This window comes from Mesorhizobium sp. NZP2298, from assembly GCF_013170825.1.
GTDB lineage: Bacteria > Pseudomonadota > Alphaproteobacteria > Rhizobiales > Rhizobiaceae > Mesorhizobium.
Genome location: NZ_CP033365.1, coordinates 4,584,250 through 4,601,871, shown reverse-complemented (window position 1 = coordinate 4,601,871; position 17,622 = coordinate 4,584,250). Strand labels below are relative to the sequence as shown.

The window sequence follows — 17,622 nt, the reverse complement described above, 5'->3', positions numbered from 1 at the left end:
CGAGCGCATAATTCGTAAAACGGTTAAGTCCGATGCACCGACCGTTTAGCTAACGAGCGTTCATCCTCGGGACTTCTTTGGCGCGCTCTTCCAATCACCTTCGTAATTGAAGTCAACGGCGACGCAGAGCGACATCCTCCTTTTCGCGGCTTGGACGGAAAGGGCTTTCCTACCATCACGACCGCGGCGATCTTGCAGCATGTCGATATTCTGCAGATATTGATGTCCAGGGGATGATTTTCTGGATTTTATTTGGGGGCATACATGAATCCGAAGCGGCGCACTGCTCTGATTGGGCGTCTGGCAAATGGTATTGGCTATATCGCCACCGACTTCGAAAAATTTGGTGGCCAGTTCATTCAAGCAATTTTGGATCTGCCTCTGGATCATCGGGGGATAAACCTTCTCGGTTACCCGGTTGCTGGTGTTGTGGATACGACCAGTGGCGACGGCAAGATCGTCGTCGAGTATTCCGATCAGAAGAAATATTTCAGTGGAGACATGGGCAAGGCGCGTGACGACCTTGCTCACGCGTTGGCGGGAGCGCCCACAGCGGAACAGGTCTTCCTTTTGTCTGGGCAGATGAGCCGGCCACAGATCGCGCAGGAATTTGAGCGCGAGGTTCTCGCCATGCCAGAGATGCGAGGTAGAACGCTTCACCTGTGGGGTGCTGTGGAGATCGCGACCCAACTGGTCGATCACCTAATTATCAGCGATGCGGTTGTTCGAAAACTTGCCCCCTATCTGCCAGATCTGGAGCGCATTCGAGAGGAGGAGGCAGCAAGTAGGATTGTGCCCGAACCAGTAGAGGGCTGGCTACAGAGAACTGACATCGATGAGGAGATCGTTGCACGATTAAATAAGAGTCCAGTCCTTGCGATCAGCGGCGTTGGGGGACTAGGAAAAACGGCAACAGCACAGGCCTTCGCTCATCTTCATCAGGCTGAGTATCACCTTCGGATCTGGCTGGATGGCGAAGAGGTACGCCGCGTGCAGGATCTGCAAGCGCTCCCACTCCTTCGTGCCGGTGAAAGCCGGAACATCGTCGGTCTGATGCAGACGCTGCCATGCCTGCTCGTTATCGATGATGCGTCGGATGATTTGGACATAGCTTCACTAAAAAAAATCTGCGGAGATGGCTCTCACATTCTTCTAACCCAACGGTCGACGGCGGCCCACTCGTACAGCCTACCAATGCTGGATCGTCCGCAGTCTCAAGCTCTATTAGGACAGGCCGGCTCCCCATGCCCTGAGGAGGTGTTCGAAACAATCTGGGCAACTGTCAAAGGGCATCCGCTCAGCCTTTCGCTAATCCTCGCCGCCGTCAATCAGGGGGCGACCTGGGATGACATCCTAGATGACTGCCAGGCCATTGGCGAAATGGAGACCGGCGGTCGTCGCCTTACCGATATTTTACTGGAGCGTCTGCGGGCTTCGCTTTCTCGCGAGCTGTCAGTTTTTGCGTGGTCGGGTTTGCCAGTTTGCGATGAGGATTTCTTAAGTTTTGCCATCAAACCACTCGGCATTCGCAAGCTGAAAACTAATAGCCTGACCGCTCCAGATCGGAATAGAGCCATCAGATTGCATGACGTTGTAGATGCTGCCCTCGACGAGAGCTGGTGCACGCCAGAGCGGAGTGCTGAACTCGATCGTCTCTTGGACACCTATCTCGTTGAAGCGTCACGTGGAGAAGGCCTTGATCTGTGGCGCAATGCTCGCATTTTGTTGCCGAAACTCGAAGCCATGGTGGCAAAAGGCGACACCCCGCCCAGCTTCCTTTTTGCCCTGTTGACCACCTGGGACGCCTTGGAGACTAAGCCAGAGCTTGTCGGCAATCCATTGGATGCCGTCAAACGGATGACCGGGCGGAAGCCTGAACCACTTGAAGTCAACATGGTGATCGAATCCATTGAGCAGCTCTTTCTGTTCGACAAGGAACAACAAGATCCAGCTGCCCAGGACCGGCTGCGGGAACGTCTTGTCGCGTTCGATGAAATGCTAGGCTTACCGGAGCTCACGCCAAGAGAAACCGCAGAACTTCTGCACCACAAAGGCAAGGCACTAAAACGCATAGGTGATCTGCCAGCTGCGGCCGAGCTTTTTGAAGAGGTGCTAAAAGGCCCGTTGCCGCTGCATGAGGCGAGGCTTCAGCTCGTAGACCTGTACAAGGGACACTCTGAAAAAGAGGCGAGAGCGACCCAGCTAGTGGACGAAATGCTTGGGCCGAGCGCCGACTCCAAAGGTTTGACCTATTCGGTTCTGCTCGGCGTGATCGAGCGTCTTCCATCAGGGTCCGGCCAGTGGCGCTCAGGCCTCATCGATCGCCACGCTGCCGCGATCGAACGCACCATTATCTCTGCGGCCAACGCCGGAGCGCAGCACGCATTCGACGCGTTCGCTGCTCTGGGTCGGTACATCTCAGTCGAGCGGCCGGATATGTTTCGAGCAATTTTCAAGGGCTTGCCGGAGGTCGAGCTCGAAAGATTACAAACCGACCGAGAGCGAGCCGCGCGGGCGGAGATCTATTGTGAAGCGGCTCGGCTTTCACCGGAAATGGCCGGTGAACTTCGGGAAAAGGCACGTTGCCACTATCTGGCGATCGTTAAGCCGATGTCGTTTCACCATCAGCGGCATGCAGAGCTCCTAATCGACATGGGTCGGCCGGAAACGGCAGAAGGCATTCTTAGGAAACTTACTTCTCTGGACACCGAATGGCTGGAGCGTCTGATGGCCCGATCACGACTTGCCCAAGGCGATGCCGGGGAGGCCAAAGAATGGATCGAAAAAGCTCTTATTAAACTTAAGGCGGAGCGCTTTCGCAGCGAGTTTCTTGAGTTGCGGTTTGATATCCGTCAGGCTCTCAACGAGGAAGGAGCAGTTGACGATCTCGAAGCTGCATTGGCGGCGAGTCAGAAGGAGAACGAGCGCTCGCGGTTGGAACAAAAGCTTAACGGTGTGCGCTCCGGCAGCCAATGATTAGGCGCAAGAAATTTCGTTGGATGAGCATGCCAGGACTGCTTACGCTTTAGTTCGGAATGCTCGTGCGCGATTGAGCTGTAATAGCTGATGCGAAAATGCTTAGTAGAGGGCATCACAGATGTACACAAATTGCCGACGCTAAAACTTTCTAGGCCCCGGGCTGGAAGAGCTCTGCTGGCGGTTCTATATGGCGGCAACTCAGCTCATTGCACCTGAAAGCGGACAGTCCGCTAACGGCGCCGTTGCTGCGTCGAATATTCCGAACCCGCCAAGGGCGCGCTACGATTGCTTATGTAAGCCTATACACCTTTGACTGCGGCACGACCTGAGCGGTGAGTTCGGATAAATGCCGCCGGCGCACAAGATAAAATCGTTTTGACCACCTATGCCATGCAGCGGGCGCAATGCTGATTTCGCCGGTGCTCTTCATCCTTTGTTCTCTGGTGCGCGCCCACAATGCCTGCAACCCAAACTGTCTAGATGAACTTTGAACGGTGCCTCTCCTCCGGGGCTACCCAGCTTTCTATGAAATCCAGCGGATCTATGCTTTCCATCATTGCCCTCGCGAGCGTCAGACGTTCCTCCAGCCGTTGCCGACGCTCTTCGTTTGCGCTCTTCAACCGCTCTTCCGCATCGGCGAAAAAGCGCTCTACCGTCATCGCTCTCCCCCACCTCTCGATAATTTCCGCAAGTTGCTGACGGCTATCAGCAAGAGCTTGCGCTGTCTTGCGGGCATCCTCCTGTCGTTCGTAGCGCGCCCACCATTCCTCTCGCTCCTTTTTCCTTTTCGCCTCGGCCACATCCTCGGCGTCCATAAGGCGTTGCACATTGTCCCTAGCCGCTTTTGAGGTCTCGACGATTTTTGGGATCAGCGTGCCAAGCGCCTCCTGCTCGGTCTCCTGCCAACTGACGGACCAGTCGACGCCCTTTTTTGGGGAATAAGCAATCACCCGAAAACGTCCGCAGGGCATATCCTGCTCTGTTGTCCAGGAGTGCGTGAGTTGCCAAGGCTTGGCTGACCGTATGAGTCTGCTGTCCTCACGATGATAATCACCGTTGAGGTATCGCATCGTCACTCTTTCCGTCATCTCGGTGAGAGCGAGCCCTATTGGCACCGTGTCAACGTAGAAGACGGTCGGCCGGTCGGGCGCCCAGATGCTTCCGGAGTGGTAGCGTCCGTATTTGCGATCCTTTCGCTCCACTTCCTGTTCCTTGACGTGGATGCGATGAAGATCATCGGCGGCCTGAGCGATGTGAACCCGGTATCCTTGTTTGTGCAGCGCGAGGTAGAGGTCATTGGCGATCGAGAGTGCGCGAAGCAGCGCGGTTTCCGATGAAATCAAGTCCGGCAGAATCCTCTTATAGGGCCTGAGGAATTCGCCCTCTTTCACGTCCCGTGTTTTCCGCAAATGCTCTTCGACACCAAACAACAGCGGATGATGTACCGGACGATCAGGTCTCGCTAGGCGCTTGGTCTTACGTGCCGCAATTTCTTCCGGCGTTCTCTTCTGCCGTGGCTTCGGGATCGACGCGGTGATCTCGATGGTTTCATTCGATGCCTCCGGTAGTGATGGCAGCTCTGCCGCAAGCCCAAGGGATCTGCGGGTCCAGTAGCCGGATCCGGGATAGGGGATCTGATACCGTTTGCAGATGGAGGCGAGCGCTGTGCCGGATATTCCGAGCTCCGGGGCGACTTTACTGAGCGGCCTGTCGCAGACCCGTTTATAAAGCTCAAGGCGCGTCAATTGCATAGCGAAAGGGTCTCAATTCAATCGCGACCGATATCGCATTGCCGGGATACGGCAGCAATATGTCTCGCCGGGTGCGCCCGATTTGTTAGCGGTTTGGATAATTTTACGCTGCGGCGCCGGCCATCCCATTGAGGGGCGCCAGCTCAATGTTCCCTCTCTGTGCTTCAAAGTCGCGCAAAGACTGCCGTGAGGAGATGCCCCATCGACAACGGCAACTTGGCAACCCTTCGGAGTCCGCTTATTGAACATCTATATACAATAGCTGCCTGTCTGCTTTTGGGCACCCAAGCTGCCGAGCAGCAACGCGCCGCATGTCGGTCGTCAGAGCTACGTTGGCCGACCGCCAAAAGCGGACATTGCCTGTGACATGTCCGAATGCTGGCCATTACGTCGCGTATGGGGCCGAACATAGGCCTGAGTCGGCGACCGTTGAAGGCGCGCCTAGGCTACAGTCGGATAGGATGACATTACATGGCGAAAATTTGGAGCATCATTGCTGTCTTTTCCTCACGCGACGCCGGGGCTTATAGAAAAGCGGGAAACTACTCGTGACGGATAAGCCAAAACCGCCCGGCGATTTCACCCTTCAACAGTTCGAAGCGCTGAAGCCTCTTGCAAAGCTGATTGGATTCTTCAATCCGGATATGCGGAAGCAATTCCAGGACCTTGACGCACAGGTTGAGAGCGTAAAGGTGATGCTTGCCAACAGGGATCGGTTCGCCGAAATTTACAGCCCTCTTGGTTGGGTGAACTACGATCGGATGTCCGTCGATGCGGTGGCCAAAGCGCTTGCAGCGGAAGTTGATGAGGGCGAGGCTATTCTCACCGCTTACCACCTTGATCCGGACAATCTTCGCTTCCTCGGATACCGCTTTCACACGTCTCACTATGCAAGTTGGGGCGAACTCTATGAGCGCGCGGTCGAACGGACCGCTGTGGAGGATTACCTGTCCGCTATTCCGTTGATCCTCATTGTTATCGACGGCATCTGCACGACGATGACCGCCAAGCACCCATTCTCCGGTGGAGCTGACGCGCCGGTCTTCGACTCGCAAACGTCTGGCCCAGGCGGGCTGTCAGAAGGCTTGGCCCTTTTCGGCTCGACGCGCCGAAAGTTGGATAGCAGCTCAATCACACTGCCTTTCCGCCACGGAATTGTTCACGGCCTCAATCCCAATTTTGGCCATTCACTCGTCGCTGCAAAAGCGTTCAACCTACTGCAAGCGATGGTCGACTACTTCGATCGGAGACGGGACGAAGCTCAGCGTCTCGCCAAGGCCGCCGAAGAGCAAAGGCCGGTCGATTGGAAGGAGCTTGGTCACAGCCTCCTAAAGAATGCTGACACCAAGAAGCGACTCGATGCGTGGGAAGCACGGCCCACAATAGCTAATACGATTATCACCTCATCGATGTCAGCTGGCACCCTGGAAGAGGGCTCACCTGAGAAGGCAGCGGTAGTTTATATAGAATGCCTCGTTAAACGGAACTTCGGGGCGCTGGCACAGTCGACCATCGACTATCCCAAGCGGACTATCGGTTATCGAGCAGGGCGGCTGCGGGATGAACTGAAGGATATAATCATAGTCGATTGGGAGCTGACTGGAGTTGAAGACACAGCCCCAGCCATGACCAATGTCATGGTCAACATGTCGGGAACATTGTTGGGAGAGAACTGGAATGGCTCACAACGCATGCGGCTGATGTATGCCAACGGCGATAACAATGCCTTGATCCGCAGTGAAGAAGGAGGTGATTGGATCGTCATGCCAGACTTTCTCACCAATCTATGGGCCACGGCCGCAAAAGCGCGCCGTAGCCAAGGCTAAGAACAGCCTCCCTGATCGCCGCTATAGGGCGCAGAATCATATCCAGCCATTTGCCGGGGGAGATTCGCACCGCAAGGGTGTGGCTTTAACGTATTGAGCAAGTCTGTTTTCGCGGACTCACTCTCCAGAAGCTGATGGTCCGCAATCGGCCCCAATCCGGTCATTCCCTAGCGCGGGCTGAGATGACCACTCCTGGCGCTTAGCGGACCTTTGAGCCGAGATCATCCCGCGTCGTTCGAGAGGTTCGTATCCTCGCATTGGCACAAATAGTCGAAGGCCCGGACGCTAAAGCGTCCGGGCCTTCTTTTTCCTAGGGTGAGTCAATTTCGAGTGTCGGGCGAGCCATCTATCTTGACGTTGAGCAAGATGCGGTGGCGCGTCAGGTCAGGAGGGACTCACCTAGCAGGGCGAAATTTGCGTTTAACACGCTCAGGGACAAAGTTTCGGGGCCGATCTAGTTTTAGCGTTTCAGATTTCTCAGCTGCACCCGCTCGTTGCGCCGCAAGTATCGCACTTCTCACAGGTCCCGTTCCGCACCATCGTAAAATTCTGGCACTCGGAGCAGGAATTGCCGGTGTAGCCTTGCAGCAGTGACCTGGCGCGGCGGTCGGCGGCGAGTTTCTTGGCTTCGGCGGCCTCGTTGGCCGCGGCGTCGGTGAACAGCACCGCCGTGGCATCCGAAGTCTCGGAAGCAGCGCCCGCCGCTTCCTCGAAGGCGATGTCCTCCGCCAGTTCCTTGGCCCGATCCTCATAGTCGCGCTTGTAGGCGACCGCCTCGTCGCTGGCTGGCTTCAACGCCAGCACGTTGGAGCCGGAGAAGGCGGTCGGCGCCGAGCGGGCAGGGGTTCCGGTCGAGCCGCCGGCAAAGCCCTTCGGCTCGCTGCCGATTGCCCTCGACACCAGCTTCACCGGCGAACCACGGGTCAGGCCCTTGGAGACGGCGTCGGTCTTGCCTTCGCTGATGCCCCGGCCGAGCGCGGTGTTGGAGAAGTCCGACTGGTCGACATGGGCAAGGTCGTTGCGGCCGAGATAGGAGATGGCCAGTTCGCGGAACACGTAGTCGAGGATCGACGTCGCGCTCTTGATGGCATCGTTGCCGATGACCATGCCAGCCGGCTCGAACTTGGTGAAGGTGAAGGCGTGCACATATTCGTCGAGCGGCACGCCGTATTGCAGGCCGAGCGAAATCGCGATGGCGAAGTTGTTGAGAAGGCCACGCAGTGTCGCGCCTTCCTTGTTCATGTCGATGAAGATCTCGCCGAGGCGGCCATCATCATACTCGCCGGTGCGCAGGAAGATGGTGTTGCCACCGATCTTGGCCTTCTGCGTATAGCCCTTGCGGCGGCCGGGCAGCTTTTCCTGCTCGCGCGACACGCGTTCGATGATGCGCTCGACGATCCGCTCGGTGATCTGCGTCGCGCGCGCTGCCGCCGGAGCCTGGATCAGCTGTTCGAGGGCTTCGTCCTCATCGTCCTCGCCATCGGCGAGCAGCGATGAGTTGAGCGGCTGCGACAGCTTCGAGCCGTCGCGGTAGAGCGCGTTGGCCTTCAGCGCCAGCTTCCACGACAGCATGTAGGCGCCCTTGGCGTCCTCCACCGTCGCGTCGTTGGGCATGTTGATGGTCTTGGAGATGGCGCCCGAGATGAAGGGCTGCGCCGCCGCCATCATCTGGATGTGGCTGTTGATCGACAGCGAGCGCTTGCCGATCTTGCCGCACGGGCTGGCGCAGTCGAACACGGCGAGGTGTTCGGCCTTGAGGAAGGGTGCGCCTTCCAGCGTCATCGCACCGCAGACATGGATGTTGGCGGCCTCGATGTCCTTCCTGGAGAAGCCCAGCGCCGGCAGCATCTCGAAAGAGAAGTCGTTGAGCTGCTCGTCGGTGAAACCAAACGTCTCCTTCACCCAGTCGGCGCCAAGCGTCCACTGATTGAAGACGAACTTGATGTCGAAGGCCGACTTCAACGCTGCGTTGAGTGCCTCGATCTTCTCATCGGTGAAACCTTTTGCCTTCAGCGAGCCGGGGTTGATGGCCGGCGCCTGGTTGAGATTGCCGTGGCCGACCGCATAGGCCTCCATCTCGCCGATCTGGGCTTCGGAGTAGCCGAGCGTGCGCAGCGCTTCCGGCACGGCGCGGTTGATGATCTTGAAGTAGCCGCCGCCGGCGAGCTTCTTGAACTTCACCAGCGCGAAGTCGGGCTCGATGCCGGTGGTGTCGCAATCCATGACCAGGCCGATCGTGCCGGTCGGCGCGATGACGGTTGCCTGCGCATTGCGATAGCCATGCTCCTCGCCAAGCTCGATGGCGCGGTCCCAGGCGGCTTTCGCATGCTCTGCGAGCGCCTGCTGCTTGAGGTCGGAAGCGACCAGCGGCACCGGATTGACGGCCAGCTTCTCATAGCCGTCCTTGTCGCCATAGGCGGCGCGGCGATGGTTGCGCATGACGCGCAGCATGTTCTGGGCGTTGCGGTCATAGTCGGGAAACGCGCCGAGCTCGGAGGCCATCTCGGCCGAGGTGGCGTAGGCGACGCCGGTCATGATGGCGGTGAGCGCGGCGCAGATGGCGCGGCCCTCGTCGGAATCATAGGGAATGCCCGAGGTCATCAGCAGGCCGCCAATGTTGGCGTAGCCGAGGCCGAGCGTGCGGTAGTCGTAGGAGAGCTTGGCGATCTCCTTCGACGGGAACTGTGCCATCATCACCGAGATTTCGAGAACGATGGTCCACAGCCGCACCGTGTGCTCGTAGGCGGCGATGTCAATCGTGCCGTCGGCGTTGCGGTAGGGCAGCAGATTGATCGAGGCGAGGTTGCAGGCCGTGTCGTCGAGGAACATGTATTCCGAGCACGGGTTGGAGGCCCGGATCGCGCCGGCCGAAGCGCAGGTATGCCAGTCGTTCATCGTCGTGTTGAAATGCAGGCCCGGATCGGCCGACGCCCAGGCGGCGTAGCCGATCTTTTCCCATAGATCCCTGGCCTTCAGCGTCTTCAGTACCTTGCCGTCCTTGCGGGCGGTCAGGTGCCAGTCGGCATCGTCCTCGACGGCGCGCAGGAAATTGTCCTTCAACGACACCGAATTGTTGGAGTTCTGGCCCGAGACCGTCAGGTAGGCATCCGAATCCCAGTCGGTGTCGTAGGTCTTGAACGACATCGACGTGTAGCCCTGCTTGGCGAACTGGATGACGCGGTAGATGTAGTTCTCCGGCACGGCCGACTTCTTGGCTGCCTTGATCTCGCGCTTCAGCGCCGTGTTGATGGCCGGATCGAAGCAGTCCTCGCCATTGCCTTCGCAATTGACGCAGGCCTTCATGATCGCTTCGAGGTGCTTCTTGACGATCTTGGAGCCGGTCACCAGCGAGGCGACCTTCTGCTCTTCATTGACCTTCCAGTCGATGAATTCCTCGATATCGGGGTGATCGGCGTCGACAATGACCATTTTCGCCGCACGGCGCGTCGTGCCGCCCGACTTGATGGCGCCGGCGGCGCGGTCGCCGATCTTGAGGAAGCTCATCAGGCCGGACGAGCGGCCGCCGCCCGACAGTTTTTCGCCTTCGCCGCGCAGCAGCGAGAAGTTCGAACCGGTGCCCGAGCCGTATTTGAACAGGCGCGCCTCACGCACCCACAAATCCATGATGCCGCCCTCGTTGACGAGGTCGTCCTGCACGCCCTGGATGAAGCAGGCATGCGGCTGCGGATGCTCGTAGGAGGATTTCGACTTGGTCAGCTTGCCGGTGAAGGGGTCGACATAGAAGTGGCCCTGGCTCGGACCGTCAATGCCATAGGCCCAGTGCAACCCAGTGTTGAACCATTGCGGCGAATTCGGTGCGACGCGCTGGGTGGCCAGCATATAGGCGAGCTCGTCGCGGAAAGCGCGGGCGTCTTCCTCCGACTTGAAGTAGCCGCCCTTCCAGCCCCAATAGGTCCAGGTGCCGGCCAGCCGGTCGAAGACCTGGCGGGCGTCGATCTCGGAACCATAGCGCTCGGCTTCCGGCAGCTTGGCAAGTTCGGCCTCGTCGGCGACGGAGCGCCACAGGAAGGAGGGGACATCGTTCTCCTCGACCTTCTTCAGGCGCGCGGGGACGCCGGCCTTGCGGAAATATTTCTGCGCCAGGATGTCGGCGGCAACCTGCGAGAACTGCGCCGGCACATCGATATTGTCCAAGCGGAACACCACCGAGCCATCCGGATTCTTGATCTCGGAAAGAGCCTTGCGGAATTCGATCTCCGCATAAGCTGATTGGCCTGGCTTGGTGAAACGACGCTCGATGCGCATTGATCCGGTCCTTTTGTCTATATATAGCGCTTTCGTCAGGGGATTTCTGCCCCCCAGGGCGAAAAGCGCAGTCCGCCGTTTGCCGACATCGCGAACAATGCCGGCATCTCCTCGTCGCAAGCGCCCGCAGCAACCGGCAATCGAACACCTTCCCAGGCGCCTACCCAAGCTGCAAACCGACCCCGCGGGTCCTCAACTGAAACTTTTGCGATTCCCTCCGTAGAGGGAAGGTCACACTATCTAGCGTCGAGCCTGCCTGCAAACACTAAATATAGTGTTAACAGATCATTTTTTCCAGACCGACAATTGTCCCTTTCGTCGCCCACCACCCACAATCCCAACGCTTCCGCCGCCTCGTAAACAGGCGGAAATGCGGGCAAAAACACACATAATCCGGGAAAAAGACCGGGCTCAGAACTTTCCGGTCGCACTCTCAACAGGAGCACATGGCCTATAAAAGGCGACTCGTTTTGCGCCGTCAAGGATTCGTTTGCGTAGCTTTTGTGACCCCAACATCTTGTGTGTCACACATGTGGATAACGGGGATAGAAACGCGCCGCTGCGATTGCCATTTCCGGCGGCGATTACGCGCCGCCGACAGGCATGGGCCCTCGTTGGGATGCGTCTCGGCTGCGAAGCCCCCAGGCTGGCAGATCCGGTTCAGCCGTAATGCAGCTTCGGCTTCGGCTCGGTGCCGGTGAACTGCACGCCGATCCGGTCATTGCGGCGCCAGCGGACCTCGCAGCGGTAGGCCACGCCGTCGAGCGGCACATAGAGAAGGAATCGATCGGGAACCCGGGCCTCGAGCGGTATTTTCAATTCTGCGCCGCTCGCATGCTGGTTGCGCAGCATAACGGCGACTTCCGAGTTTTGAATCCCGGTGATGACGGAACCGCCCTTGAGCACGCGGGGACGGTGCTCGCGCTTCGGCTCGCCGGGTTCTTGCTGAAGTGGGTTTACAGGGTTCGCCATCTATCAAACGCCAGGTTAGCCATTCTCTAGCGAAGAAAAATTAGCAAACCATTCATGCTGCACACATCACAGGGTTGTGAGGCAGCCATGGCGCACGCGGAAGAGGTCGGCGGCCGGCTCTAGGAGAATCTGTGCGGGTCGGCGCAGAAATAGGCAATGATCTGGCAAAGGTCGGGTTCATTGACCATGCGCACCGCTTCGCTGGAATTGACCCATTTGCGGGTGCGGGAGTGTTTTTCCTTCCAACGATCGGCGATCTTTTCGACGTGCAGCGGGAATACCAGCACCTCGCAAGGCACCTCTTCACCCGAAGCCAGCATCTTGGCATAGAAGTAACGGCCGGCTTCGAGATGGGAGACGCTTCCGCGCAATCCGGCTTCCTCGCCGGCCTCCCGGGCCGCCGCTTCGCAAAGCGGCTCCTTGGCCTCCGGCCAGCCCTTCGGCAACACCCAGCGGCCGGTATCACGGCTGGTAATGAGCATGATCTCGACGCCGTTCCCGGTATCGCGCCAGGGGAGGGCGGCAACCTGCAGGCGGCACGGCGCGGTGCCGAAGAGTCGCCGGACCCTTTCAGCCAAATGGTTGTGCGTCGTTGGCCTCGTCAACATCGGAGAAGCTAGCCCCAGCCTCCAGAATCGTTTGCCGCCTCACGAATCTTACGGCTAATTGTCACCAATAAAAGTAAAAACTTTGGTCAGGCTGGCCGATTCCCGTCAATAGACGTCGATTTCACAGGATATCCTGCCCCGCGGAGCCTTTCGCGGAAGCAAATATTGTCATCGATGACGGCTTAACTGGAAAAAGCGGTTTGTTACGAATCAGCCGACGTGATCGTCGGCGATCGGCTTCTGGTAGGTGAAGCCCATGTCCCAGGGGAAATAGATCCAGGTGTCCTGGCTGACTTCGGTGACGAAAGTATCGACCAGCGGCCGGCCCTTGGGCTTGGCGTAGACAGTGGCGAAGTGGGCCTTGGGCATCATCGCCCGAACGATGCCCGCGGTCTTGCCGGTGTCGGTCAGGTCATCGATGATCAGCACGCCCGCGCCATCCTCGGCAAGCAGCGCGGGGGTGACTTCCTTCAGCACCTGCAACTGCCCCTGGCTGGAATAGTCGTGATAGGAGGCGACGCATACCGTCTCGATGATGCGGATGCCGAGTTCGCGCGAGATGATGGCGGCCGGAACCAGCCCGCCGCGCGTGATGCACACGATCGCCTTCCATTGACCCTTGTTGGCGCCGGCAAGCCGCCAGGCGAGCGCGCGGGCGTCACGATGGAACTGGTCCCAGGAGACCGGGAAGGCTTTTTCGGGAAGGGACATGTCTCGCGCACTCCGCAGCACGCAAAGGCCGCGTGCAAGAAAACAGGGGAATGCGCGCGGAATTAACCGGAAACCCTTGGCCTTGGCAAGGGCGCCCGGAAACGATCGCTGTGGACTTACCGCGACAGGAAGGCCGCCACCGGCGCGGTGCGCAACACCGAGCGTGTCACTCCGCCGAACAGGAGCCGACGCAGCCACGAATGGCTATAGGCGCCAAGAACGAGCAGATCGGCGCCGGTCTCGACGATCCTCGTCTGGATCATGTCCTCGACCGGGATGCCCCCCGATTTTTGTACGCACACGCCGACGCTGGCACCATGACGTGAAAGGGACGAAGCGATTTCGGTACCGGCTGCCTCCGGGCTGTCATCGAGCGTATCGGGCGGGTCGATGATCAAAATCTCGGTCTTCTCGGCCTCGATGATGAAGGGTAATGCGTCAAAGGCGGCGCGCGCCGCCTCCTTGCTGCCGTTCCAGACGAGCAGCACGTGCTTGAAAGTGGTGAGCAACGGTCCCTGAGGCGGCACCACCAGCACCGGTCGGCCGGCATCATAGACCAGCGTGCCCACATCCGCGCTCGGATCGCTGCCGGTTTCACTCTGCGCCGCGATGATCAGGTCGGCGGCGCGCACGCTCGAAATACCGCTCAGGGCGCTGTCGCCGGAGAAGCTCTCCAGGCTGCGCCATTCGAAGGACAGGCCTGAATCCTCGATTTGCTTGAGAAAAACCGCCTGAAGCTTTTCGGCGCGTTCGCGGCTCATATCGGCCGATACCTGCAGGAACTCCGTGTCGGGAAAACCGGTTGCCGAGGTGTAGGGCACCGGAAGCGCCTCGGCATGGATGCCGATCAGATGGCTCTGGAAGCGGCTTGCGAGCGGAATGGCGCAGTCGAGCACGCGCTCCGCGTCCTGCTCGTTCTGCAGAATTGCAACGATGGTCTTGAAGTGCATGGTGATCCCTCAATCTGGCGAGCCTCGGAACTCGCGTGCAGGGAAACGCCGCTGCGCTGCGCTTGGTTCCGGCCTCAGCTCGCCTTGGCGGCGAAACCCGCCACCATCGCCTCGACATCGGCGCGCGCGGCGTCGAGGGCCTCCTGGCTGCGGGCGCGAACCACCAGTTCGGTCCAGAATTTGCCATCGCCATATTTCGGATAGGAGCCGATAATCGTGTCCGGATGCGCTTTCTGGATCTCGCCCAATGGGCCTCCGACGAGGCCCTCGCCGAACGGACAGTGCACCGTCGCCGACAGCATCTTCGTGCCGGTCTTCAGTGTCGGCACGACATTGTCGAGCATGGCCTGGAAGATCGAGGGCACGCCGGCCATGACGTGGACGTTGCCGATGCGAAAGCCGGGCGCCACGGACACTGGGTTGTCGATGTGGTCGGCCCCGCGCGGCATTCGCGCCATGCGCTTGCGCGCCTCTGTGTACTCGATGCCGCGCGCGGCATAGCTCGCCTCCAGCATCGCATAGGCCTTGGCGTCGTATTCGCAGGGAACACCGAACGCCTTGGCGATCGAATCGGCAGTGATGTCGTCATGGGTCGGGCCGATGCCGCCGGTGGTGAACACATAGGTGTAGCGCGCGCGCACGGCATTCACCGCGGCTATGATCTCGTCTTCCTCGTCGGGAACAATGCGCACCTCCTTCAGGTCGATGCCGATCGCAGTCATGATATCGGCGAGGTGGCCGATATTCTTGTCCTTGGTGCGGCCGGACAAGATTTCATCGCCGATGACGAGCATGGCGGCGGTAACGATTTCGGTCATGGAGGACTCCGGCAGGACGGGTCGCCTGAGATAGCGCGGCGCGTGGCTGTCGGCAATGCCAACCGAGCGGGGAACAATCCATGCTTGGACGCGCCCGCTTCGACGCGAGGTTGCGGCGTGACCGGATGCGGTTAAGCTCAAACAGGTTCTGGTTGGTGAACAATGCTGATATCGATCCTGTCGTGGTTGCAGGCTGTGCTGGTCCTGCTGGCGGTTCTGGGGATTGCCTGCCCGGTGCTGGCGACGCTGTGGATCGCGGCGAAAGCGCAGAGACTGGTGCCGCCCATCGGAAAATTCGTCGAGATCGATGGCAACCGCATCCACTATGTCGATGTGGGCGAGGGACGGCCGATCGTTTTCCTGCATGGGCTTGGCGCGCAACTCCATCACTTCCGGCACACGCTGTTCGGACACTTTGGCCCGGGCTACCGGCTGATCGCGCTCGATCGTCCGGGGTCGGGCTATTCGGTTCGCGCCAATGGCGCCACGGGCCGGTTGCCCGAACAGGCGGCCTTGGTGCGGCGCTTCATCGAAAGACTGGGGCTGGAAAGGCCGCTGGTGGTCGGCCACTCGCTGGGTGGCGCCATCGCGCTGACCTTGGCCGTGGAATATCCCACGGCGATTTCGGGCATCGCCTTGCTGGCGCTGCTGACGCATCTGGAAACCCGGGCACGCCAGCGATTTGACTTGCTCTACATTCCCTCACGTCTATTGCGCTGGATCATGGCCTATACCGTGGCGATACCTCTGAGCTTGCGCTATGCGCGGCCGGCAATGGAATTCATCTTTGGGCCGCAGGCCTTTCCAGCGGACTACATGGTCGCCGGCGGCGGATGGCTCGGGCTGCGGCCAGGCCATTTCCAGGCAACATCAGCCGATATCGTGGCCATCGAACGGGATCTCGGTCGTATCGAACAACGCTATGACGAGATTGCCATGCCCGCCGGCATCCTCTTCGGAACCGCCGACCGCGTCATCGATATCCGCGTCCACGGCGAGCCTATGCGAGGCAGGATCAAGGGGCTCGATTTCGAACCTGTCGACGGCGTTGGCCATATGCCGCAGTTTGTCGAGCCCAAGCAGGTGACCGGTTTCATCGAGCGGATCGGCGCCCGAGCGTTTCCATCACCTCTGCCTCACGACAATTTCAATGAACCATCCGGCTGACTGGCGGGTTTACCCCGTGTCGCACCCAAGGCGACCAAGACACGGAGTAATTCAATGTACACGAAACTTCTCGCAGCATCGGTTCTGACGATCGGTCTCGCCACATCGGCGATGGCCCAGTCATCCGAGGGCGCATATTCCAATCATCACAACTGGTGGCCGTTCGGCAACGAAGAGTCTGCAGGCGTTGACCAGAACACGACCGGAAGCATCAATGGCGACCGGTCGGGGCTGGACACCCTTGGCAATTCGGGTGCGGTCGGCCCCTGTGCCTACAACACGTCTGGGCCCGACGCGAATGCCCAGGGCAACGTGAACGACCAGTACTGCGGCAAATAGTCAGCCGCTGGGCAGCCGTCGACCGTAGGACGCCGTCTCTCCTGGCGTCCGCGGTCGGCGCCCTGCCTTTTCCCGCAGGCAAGCTCTCTTCAGAAAACTTAGTCTGACACCTCGGTCTGCGGCCGGTCGCGGCCGTCAGCCAATTCCTCGTGCCATTTACCGTCGGCATCCTCATACTGGATGCCGTCCGTTGCGCCTGCCACCTGCTGCTCGGCCGAAGCGATCTCGGCGGCGCGCAGTGCGTCCTGATGGGTGGGAAATGTCTCCGAGAAGGTCGAACCGACCTTGTAGGCCCAGCCGCCGTCATGCTCGACGATCTTGTAAGTCAGCTTCGCCATCAAAACCTCCGGTTGAAAGGTCCGCCTGCTCAATGCAGCCGGTCGTCGGACAGCTTGTCTTCGGGCACCAGCACTTCCGATTCCCTGGCGGCCTCGATCAATGCCCGTCGCGCATCCGCTGTCGAACGATAACCTTCCAGCACTTTGAGGCAAGTGTCGAGGGCATCACGATGACGCGGGCCGCGATTGAGCGGCCACACCGTCATCAGACACTCCGCCGCTTCCTGGGTGCTGCGGATATGGCGATACTTGCCGACATGGCCGAGTTCGACCACGACCGGCGTTTCAAAGGGTTTGTTGTCCATCATGGCCGCAACGCAAAACAGCCAATTTGGTTGCAAAAGTGGCTTTCAGCCTGCGCCCAAACGTCTCAGTAGCCACAATCGTTGCGCAGCCAGCGTGCGTTTGCCCAGCCGGTCGTGCCGCCGATTTCGACCTGGTACCAGTTGCCGCGCCGGTCGAAGATTTCGGTATGATCGCCGTTGAACAGCTGGCCGATCATCCGCGATGACGAGTTCGGTCGCGCCCGCACGGCGAGAAAGCCGCTGCCGGTCGCCAGATTGTAGCGCCCGGACAGGCCATGCACCGTACCTTCGCAATATTGCGCGACGCTCGGCGTTGATGCGCCGAGCCAAAACCCGGCCATGGCCACAAGCATCGCAGCCGGCAAGAATGCCCTGAACGACATGATTTCCTCCCAAGCCCGGCCGCGCCCACCGCAGCCTCACCCAACGTAACAGTTTGCGAACGAAATTGCAGCCGGGCCCGTGGCACCCGCGGCAAAGCAACTAAATCCCAAGCCTTTTCGACGCCAGCCGGTTCGCATGCCGTCCATAATTGACACGCGGTGGCTTGGCGCGACCTGTGTCAACGCTTGCTGGAAGCGCTGCTCCGCGC

The 17,622-nt window shown here is 59.5% G+C and carries 14 protein-coding genes; 4 read left to right on the top strand and 10 right to left on the bottom strand.

Annotation, left to right across the window (positions count from 1 at the left end):
- The first annotated feature begins 264 nt into the window (after nucleotides 1-264).
- On the top strand, nucleotides 265-2,976 hold the full coding sequence (locus tag EB231_RS22355; RefSeq protein WP_172350735.1) for an ATP-binding protein: 2,712 nt from the start codon (nucleotides 265-267) through the stop codon (nucleotides 2,974-2,976).
- A gap of 479 nt (nucleotides 2,977-3,455) precedes the next feature.
- Here the strand turns inward: EB231_RS22355 and EB231_RS22350 are convergent, their stop codons facing one another.
- Nucleotides 3,456-4,730 (bottom strand): hypothetical protein, encoded by a 1,275-nt coding sequence (locus EB231_RS22350; RefSeq protein WP_172350734.1) that lies wholly within the window; start codon nucleotides 4,728-4,730, stop codon nucleotides 3,456-3,458.
- A gap of 548 nt (nucleotides 4,731-5,278) precedes the next feature.
- Here EB231_RS22350 and EB231_RS22345 point away from each other — a divergent pair.
- Nucleotides 5,279-6,556: a hypothetical protein gene (locus EB231_RS22345; protein ID WP_172350733.1), complete on the top strand. Its 1,278-nt coding sequence runs from the start codon at nucleotides 5,279-5,281 to the stop codon at nucleotides 6,554-6,556.
- A gap of 477 nt (nucleotides 6,557-7,033) precedes the next feature.
- Here EB231_RS22345 and EB231_RS22340 read toward each other — a convergent pair whose 3' ends face one another.
- The 6 genes from EB231_RS22340 to EB231_RS22315 form a co-directional block, all read right to left on the bottom strand.
- Complete coding sequence (locus EB231_RS22340) at nucleotides 7,034-10,822, bottom strand: vitamin B12-dependent ribonucleotide reductase (RefSeq protein WP_172350732.1); 3,789 nt, start codon at nucleotides 10,820-10,822, stop codon at nucleotides 7,034-7,036.
- A gap of 660 nt (nucleotides 10,823-11,482) precedes the next feature.
- Complete coding sequence (locus EB231_RS22335) at nucleotides 11,483-11,794, bottom strand: PilZ domain-containing protein (protein ID WP_172350731.1); 312 nt, start codon at nucleotides 11,792-11,794, stop codon at nucleotides 11,483-11,485.
- Nucleotides 11,795-11,913: 119 nt separating this feature from the next.
- Nucleotides 11,914-12,402 (bottom strand): NUDIX hydrolase, encoded by a 489-nt coding sequence (locus EB231_RS22330; protein WP_172350730.1) that lies wholly within the window; start codon nucleotides 12,400-12,402, stop codon nucleotides 11,914-11,916.
- Nucleotides 12,403-12,612: 210 nt separating this feature from the next.
- Complete coding sequence (gene gpt, locus EB231_RS22325) at nucleotides 12,613-13,113, bottom strand: xanthine phosphoribosyltransferase (protein ID WP_056566656.1); 501 nt, start codon at nucleotides 13,111-13,113, stop codon at nucleotides 12,613-12,615.
- 116 nt (nucleotides 13,114-13,229) lie between these two features.
- On the bottom strand, nucleotides 13,230-14,063 hold the full coding sequence (locus tag EB231_RS22320) for a universal stress protein (protein ID WP_172350729.1): 834 nt from the start codon (nucleotides 14,061-14,063) through the stop codon (nucleotides 13,230-13,232).
- Nucleotides 14,064-14,137: 74 nt separating this feature from the next.
- A complete protein-coding gene (locus EB231_RS22315) occupies nucleotides 14,138-14,881 on the bottom strand; it encodes a competence/damage-inducible protein A (RefSeq protein WP_056566650.1) in 744 nt (247 codons plus the stop codon).
- 162 nt (nucleotides 14,882-15,043) lie between these two features.
- Here EB231_RS22315 and EB231_RS22310 point away from each other — a divergent pair, with 162 nt between their 5' ends.
- Entirely contained in the window at nucleotides 15,044-16,048 is a 1,005-nt protein-coding gene (locus EB231_RS22310; protein ID WP_172350728.1) for an alpha/beta fold hydrolase, read from the top strand.
- A gap of 54 nt (nucleotides 16,049-16,102) precedes the next feature.
- Nucleotides 16,103-16,387 (top strand): hypothetical protein, encoded by a 285-nt coding sequence (locus EB231_RS22305; protein WP_172350727.1) that lies wholly within the window; start codon nucleotides 16,103-16,105, stop codon nucleotides 16,385-16,387.
- Nucleotides 16,388-16,485: 98 nt separating this feature from the next.
- Here EB231_RS22305 and EB231_RS22300 read toward each other — a convergent pair whose 3' ends face one another.
- The 3 genes from EB231_RS22300 to EB231_RS22290 all read right to left on the bottom strand — a co-directional run bounded on the left by EB231_RS22300 (nucleotide 16,486) and on the right by EB231_RS22290 (nucleotide 17,413).
- A complete protein-coding gene (locus EB231_RS22300) occupies nucleotides 16,486-16,725 on the bottom strand; it encodes a DUF2188 domain-containing protein (protein WP_019857848.1) in 240 nt (79 codons plus the stop codon).
- Between the two features lie 29 nt (nucleotides 16,726-16,754).
- Entirely contained in the window at nucleotides 16,755-17,033 is a 279-nt protein-coding gene (locus tag EB231_RS22295; protein ID WP_172350726.1) for a DUF982 domain-containing protein, read from the bottom strand.
- A gap of 62 nt (nucleotides 17,034-17,095) precedes the next feature.
- Nucleotides 17,096-17,413: an SH3 domain-containing protein gene (locus tag EB231_RS22290; protein ID WP_172350725.1), complete on the bottom strand. Its 318-nt coding sequence runs from the start codon at nucleotides 17,411-17,413 to the stop codon at nucleotides 17,096-17,098.
- Nucleotides 17,414-17,622 lie beyond the last annotated feature (209 nt).

What these genes read in the sequence shown, in the direction of transcription:
- EB231_RS22355 (WP_172350735.1), top strand. Translation starts at nt 265, where the DNA reads ATGAATCCGAAGCGGCGCACTGCTCTGATTGGGCGTCTGGCAAATGGT.
- EB231_RS22350 (WP_172350734.1), bottom strand. Translation starts at nt 4,730, where the DNA reads ATGCAATTGACGCGCCTTGAGCTTTATAAACGGGTCTGCGACAGGCCG.
- EB231_RS22340 (WP_172350732.1), bottom strand. Translation starts at nt 10,822, where the DNA reads ATGCGCATCGAGCGTCGTTTCACCAAGCCAGGCCAATCAGCTTATGCG.
- EB231_RS22335 (WP_172350731.1), bottom strand. Translation starts at nt 11,794, where the DNA reads ATGGCGAACCCTGTAAACCCACTTCAGCAAGAACCCGGCGAGCCGAAG.
- EB231_RS22330 (WP_172350730.1), bottom strand. Translation starts at nt 12,402, where the DNA reads ATGTTGACGAGGCCAACGACGCACAACCATTTGGCTGAAAGGGTCCGG.
- gpt (WP_056566656.1), bottom strand. Translation starts at nt 13,113, where the DNA reads ATGTCCCTTCCCGAAAAAGCCTTCCCGGTCTCCTGGGACCAGTTCCAT.
- EB231_RS22320 (WP_172350729.1), bottom strand. Translation starts at nt 14,063, where the DNA reads ATGCACTTCAAGACCATCGTTGCAATTCTGCAGAACGAGCAGGACGCG.
- EB231_RS22315 (WP_056566650.1), bottom strand. Translation starts at nt 14,881, where the DNA reads ATGACCGAAATCGTTACCGCCGCCATGCTCGTCATCGGCGATGAAATC.
- EB231_RS22310 (WP_172350728.1), top strand. Translation starts at nt 15,044, where the DNA reads ATGCTGATATCGATCCTGTCGTGGTTGCAGGCTGTGCTGGTCCTGCTG.
- EB231_RS22305 (WP_172350727.1), top strand. Translation starts at nt 16,103, where the DNA reads ATGTACACGAAACTTCTCGCAGCATCGGTTCTGACGATCGGTCTCGCC.
- EB231_RS22300 (WP_019857848.1), bottom strand. Translation starts at nt 16,725, where the DNA reads ATGGCGAAGCTGACTTACAAGATCGTCGAGCATGACGGCGGCTGGGCC.
- EB231_RS22295 (WP_172350726.1), bottom strand. Translation starts at nt 17,033, where the DNA reads ATGATGGACAACAAACCCTTTGAAACGCCGGTCGTGGTCGAACTCGGC.
- EB231_RS22290 (WP_172350725.1), bottom strand. Translation starts at nt 17,413, where the DNA reads ATGTCGTTCAGGGCATTCTTGCCGGCTGCGATGCTTGTGGCCATGGCC.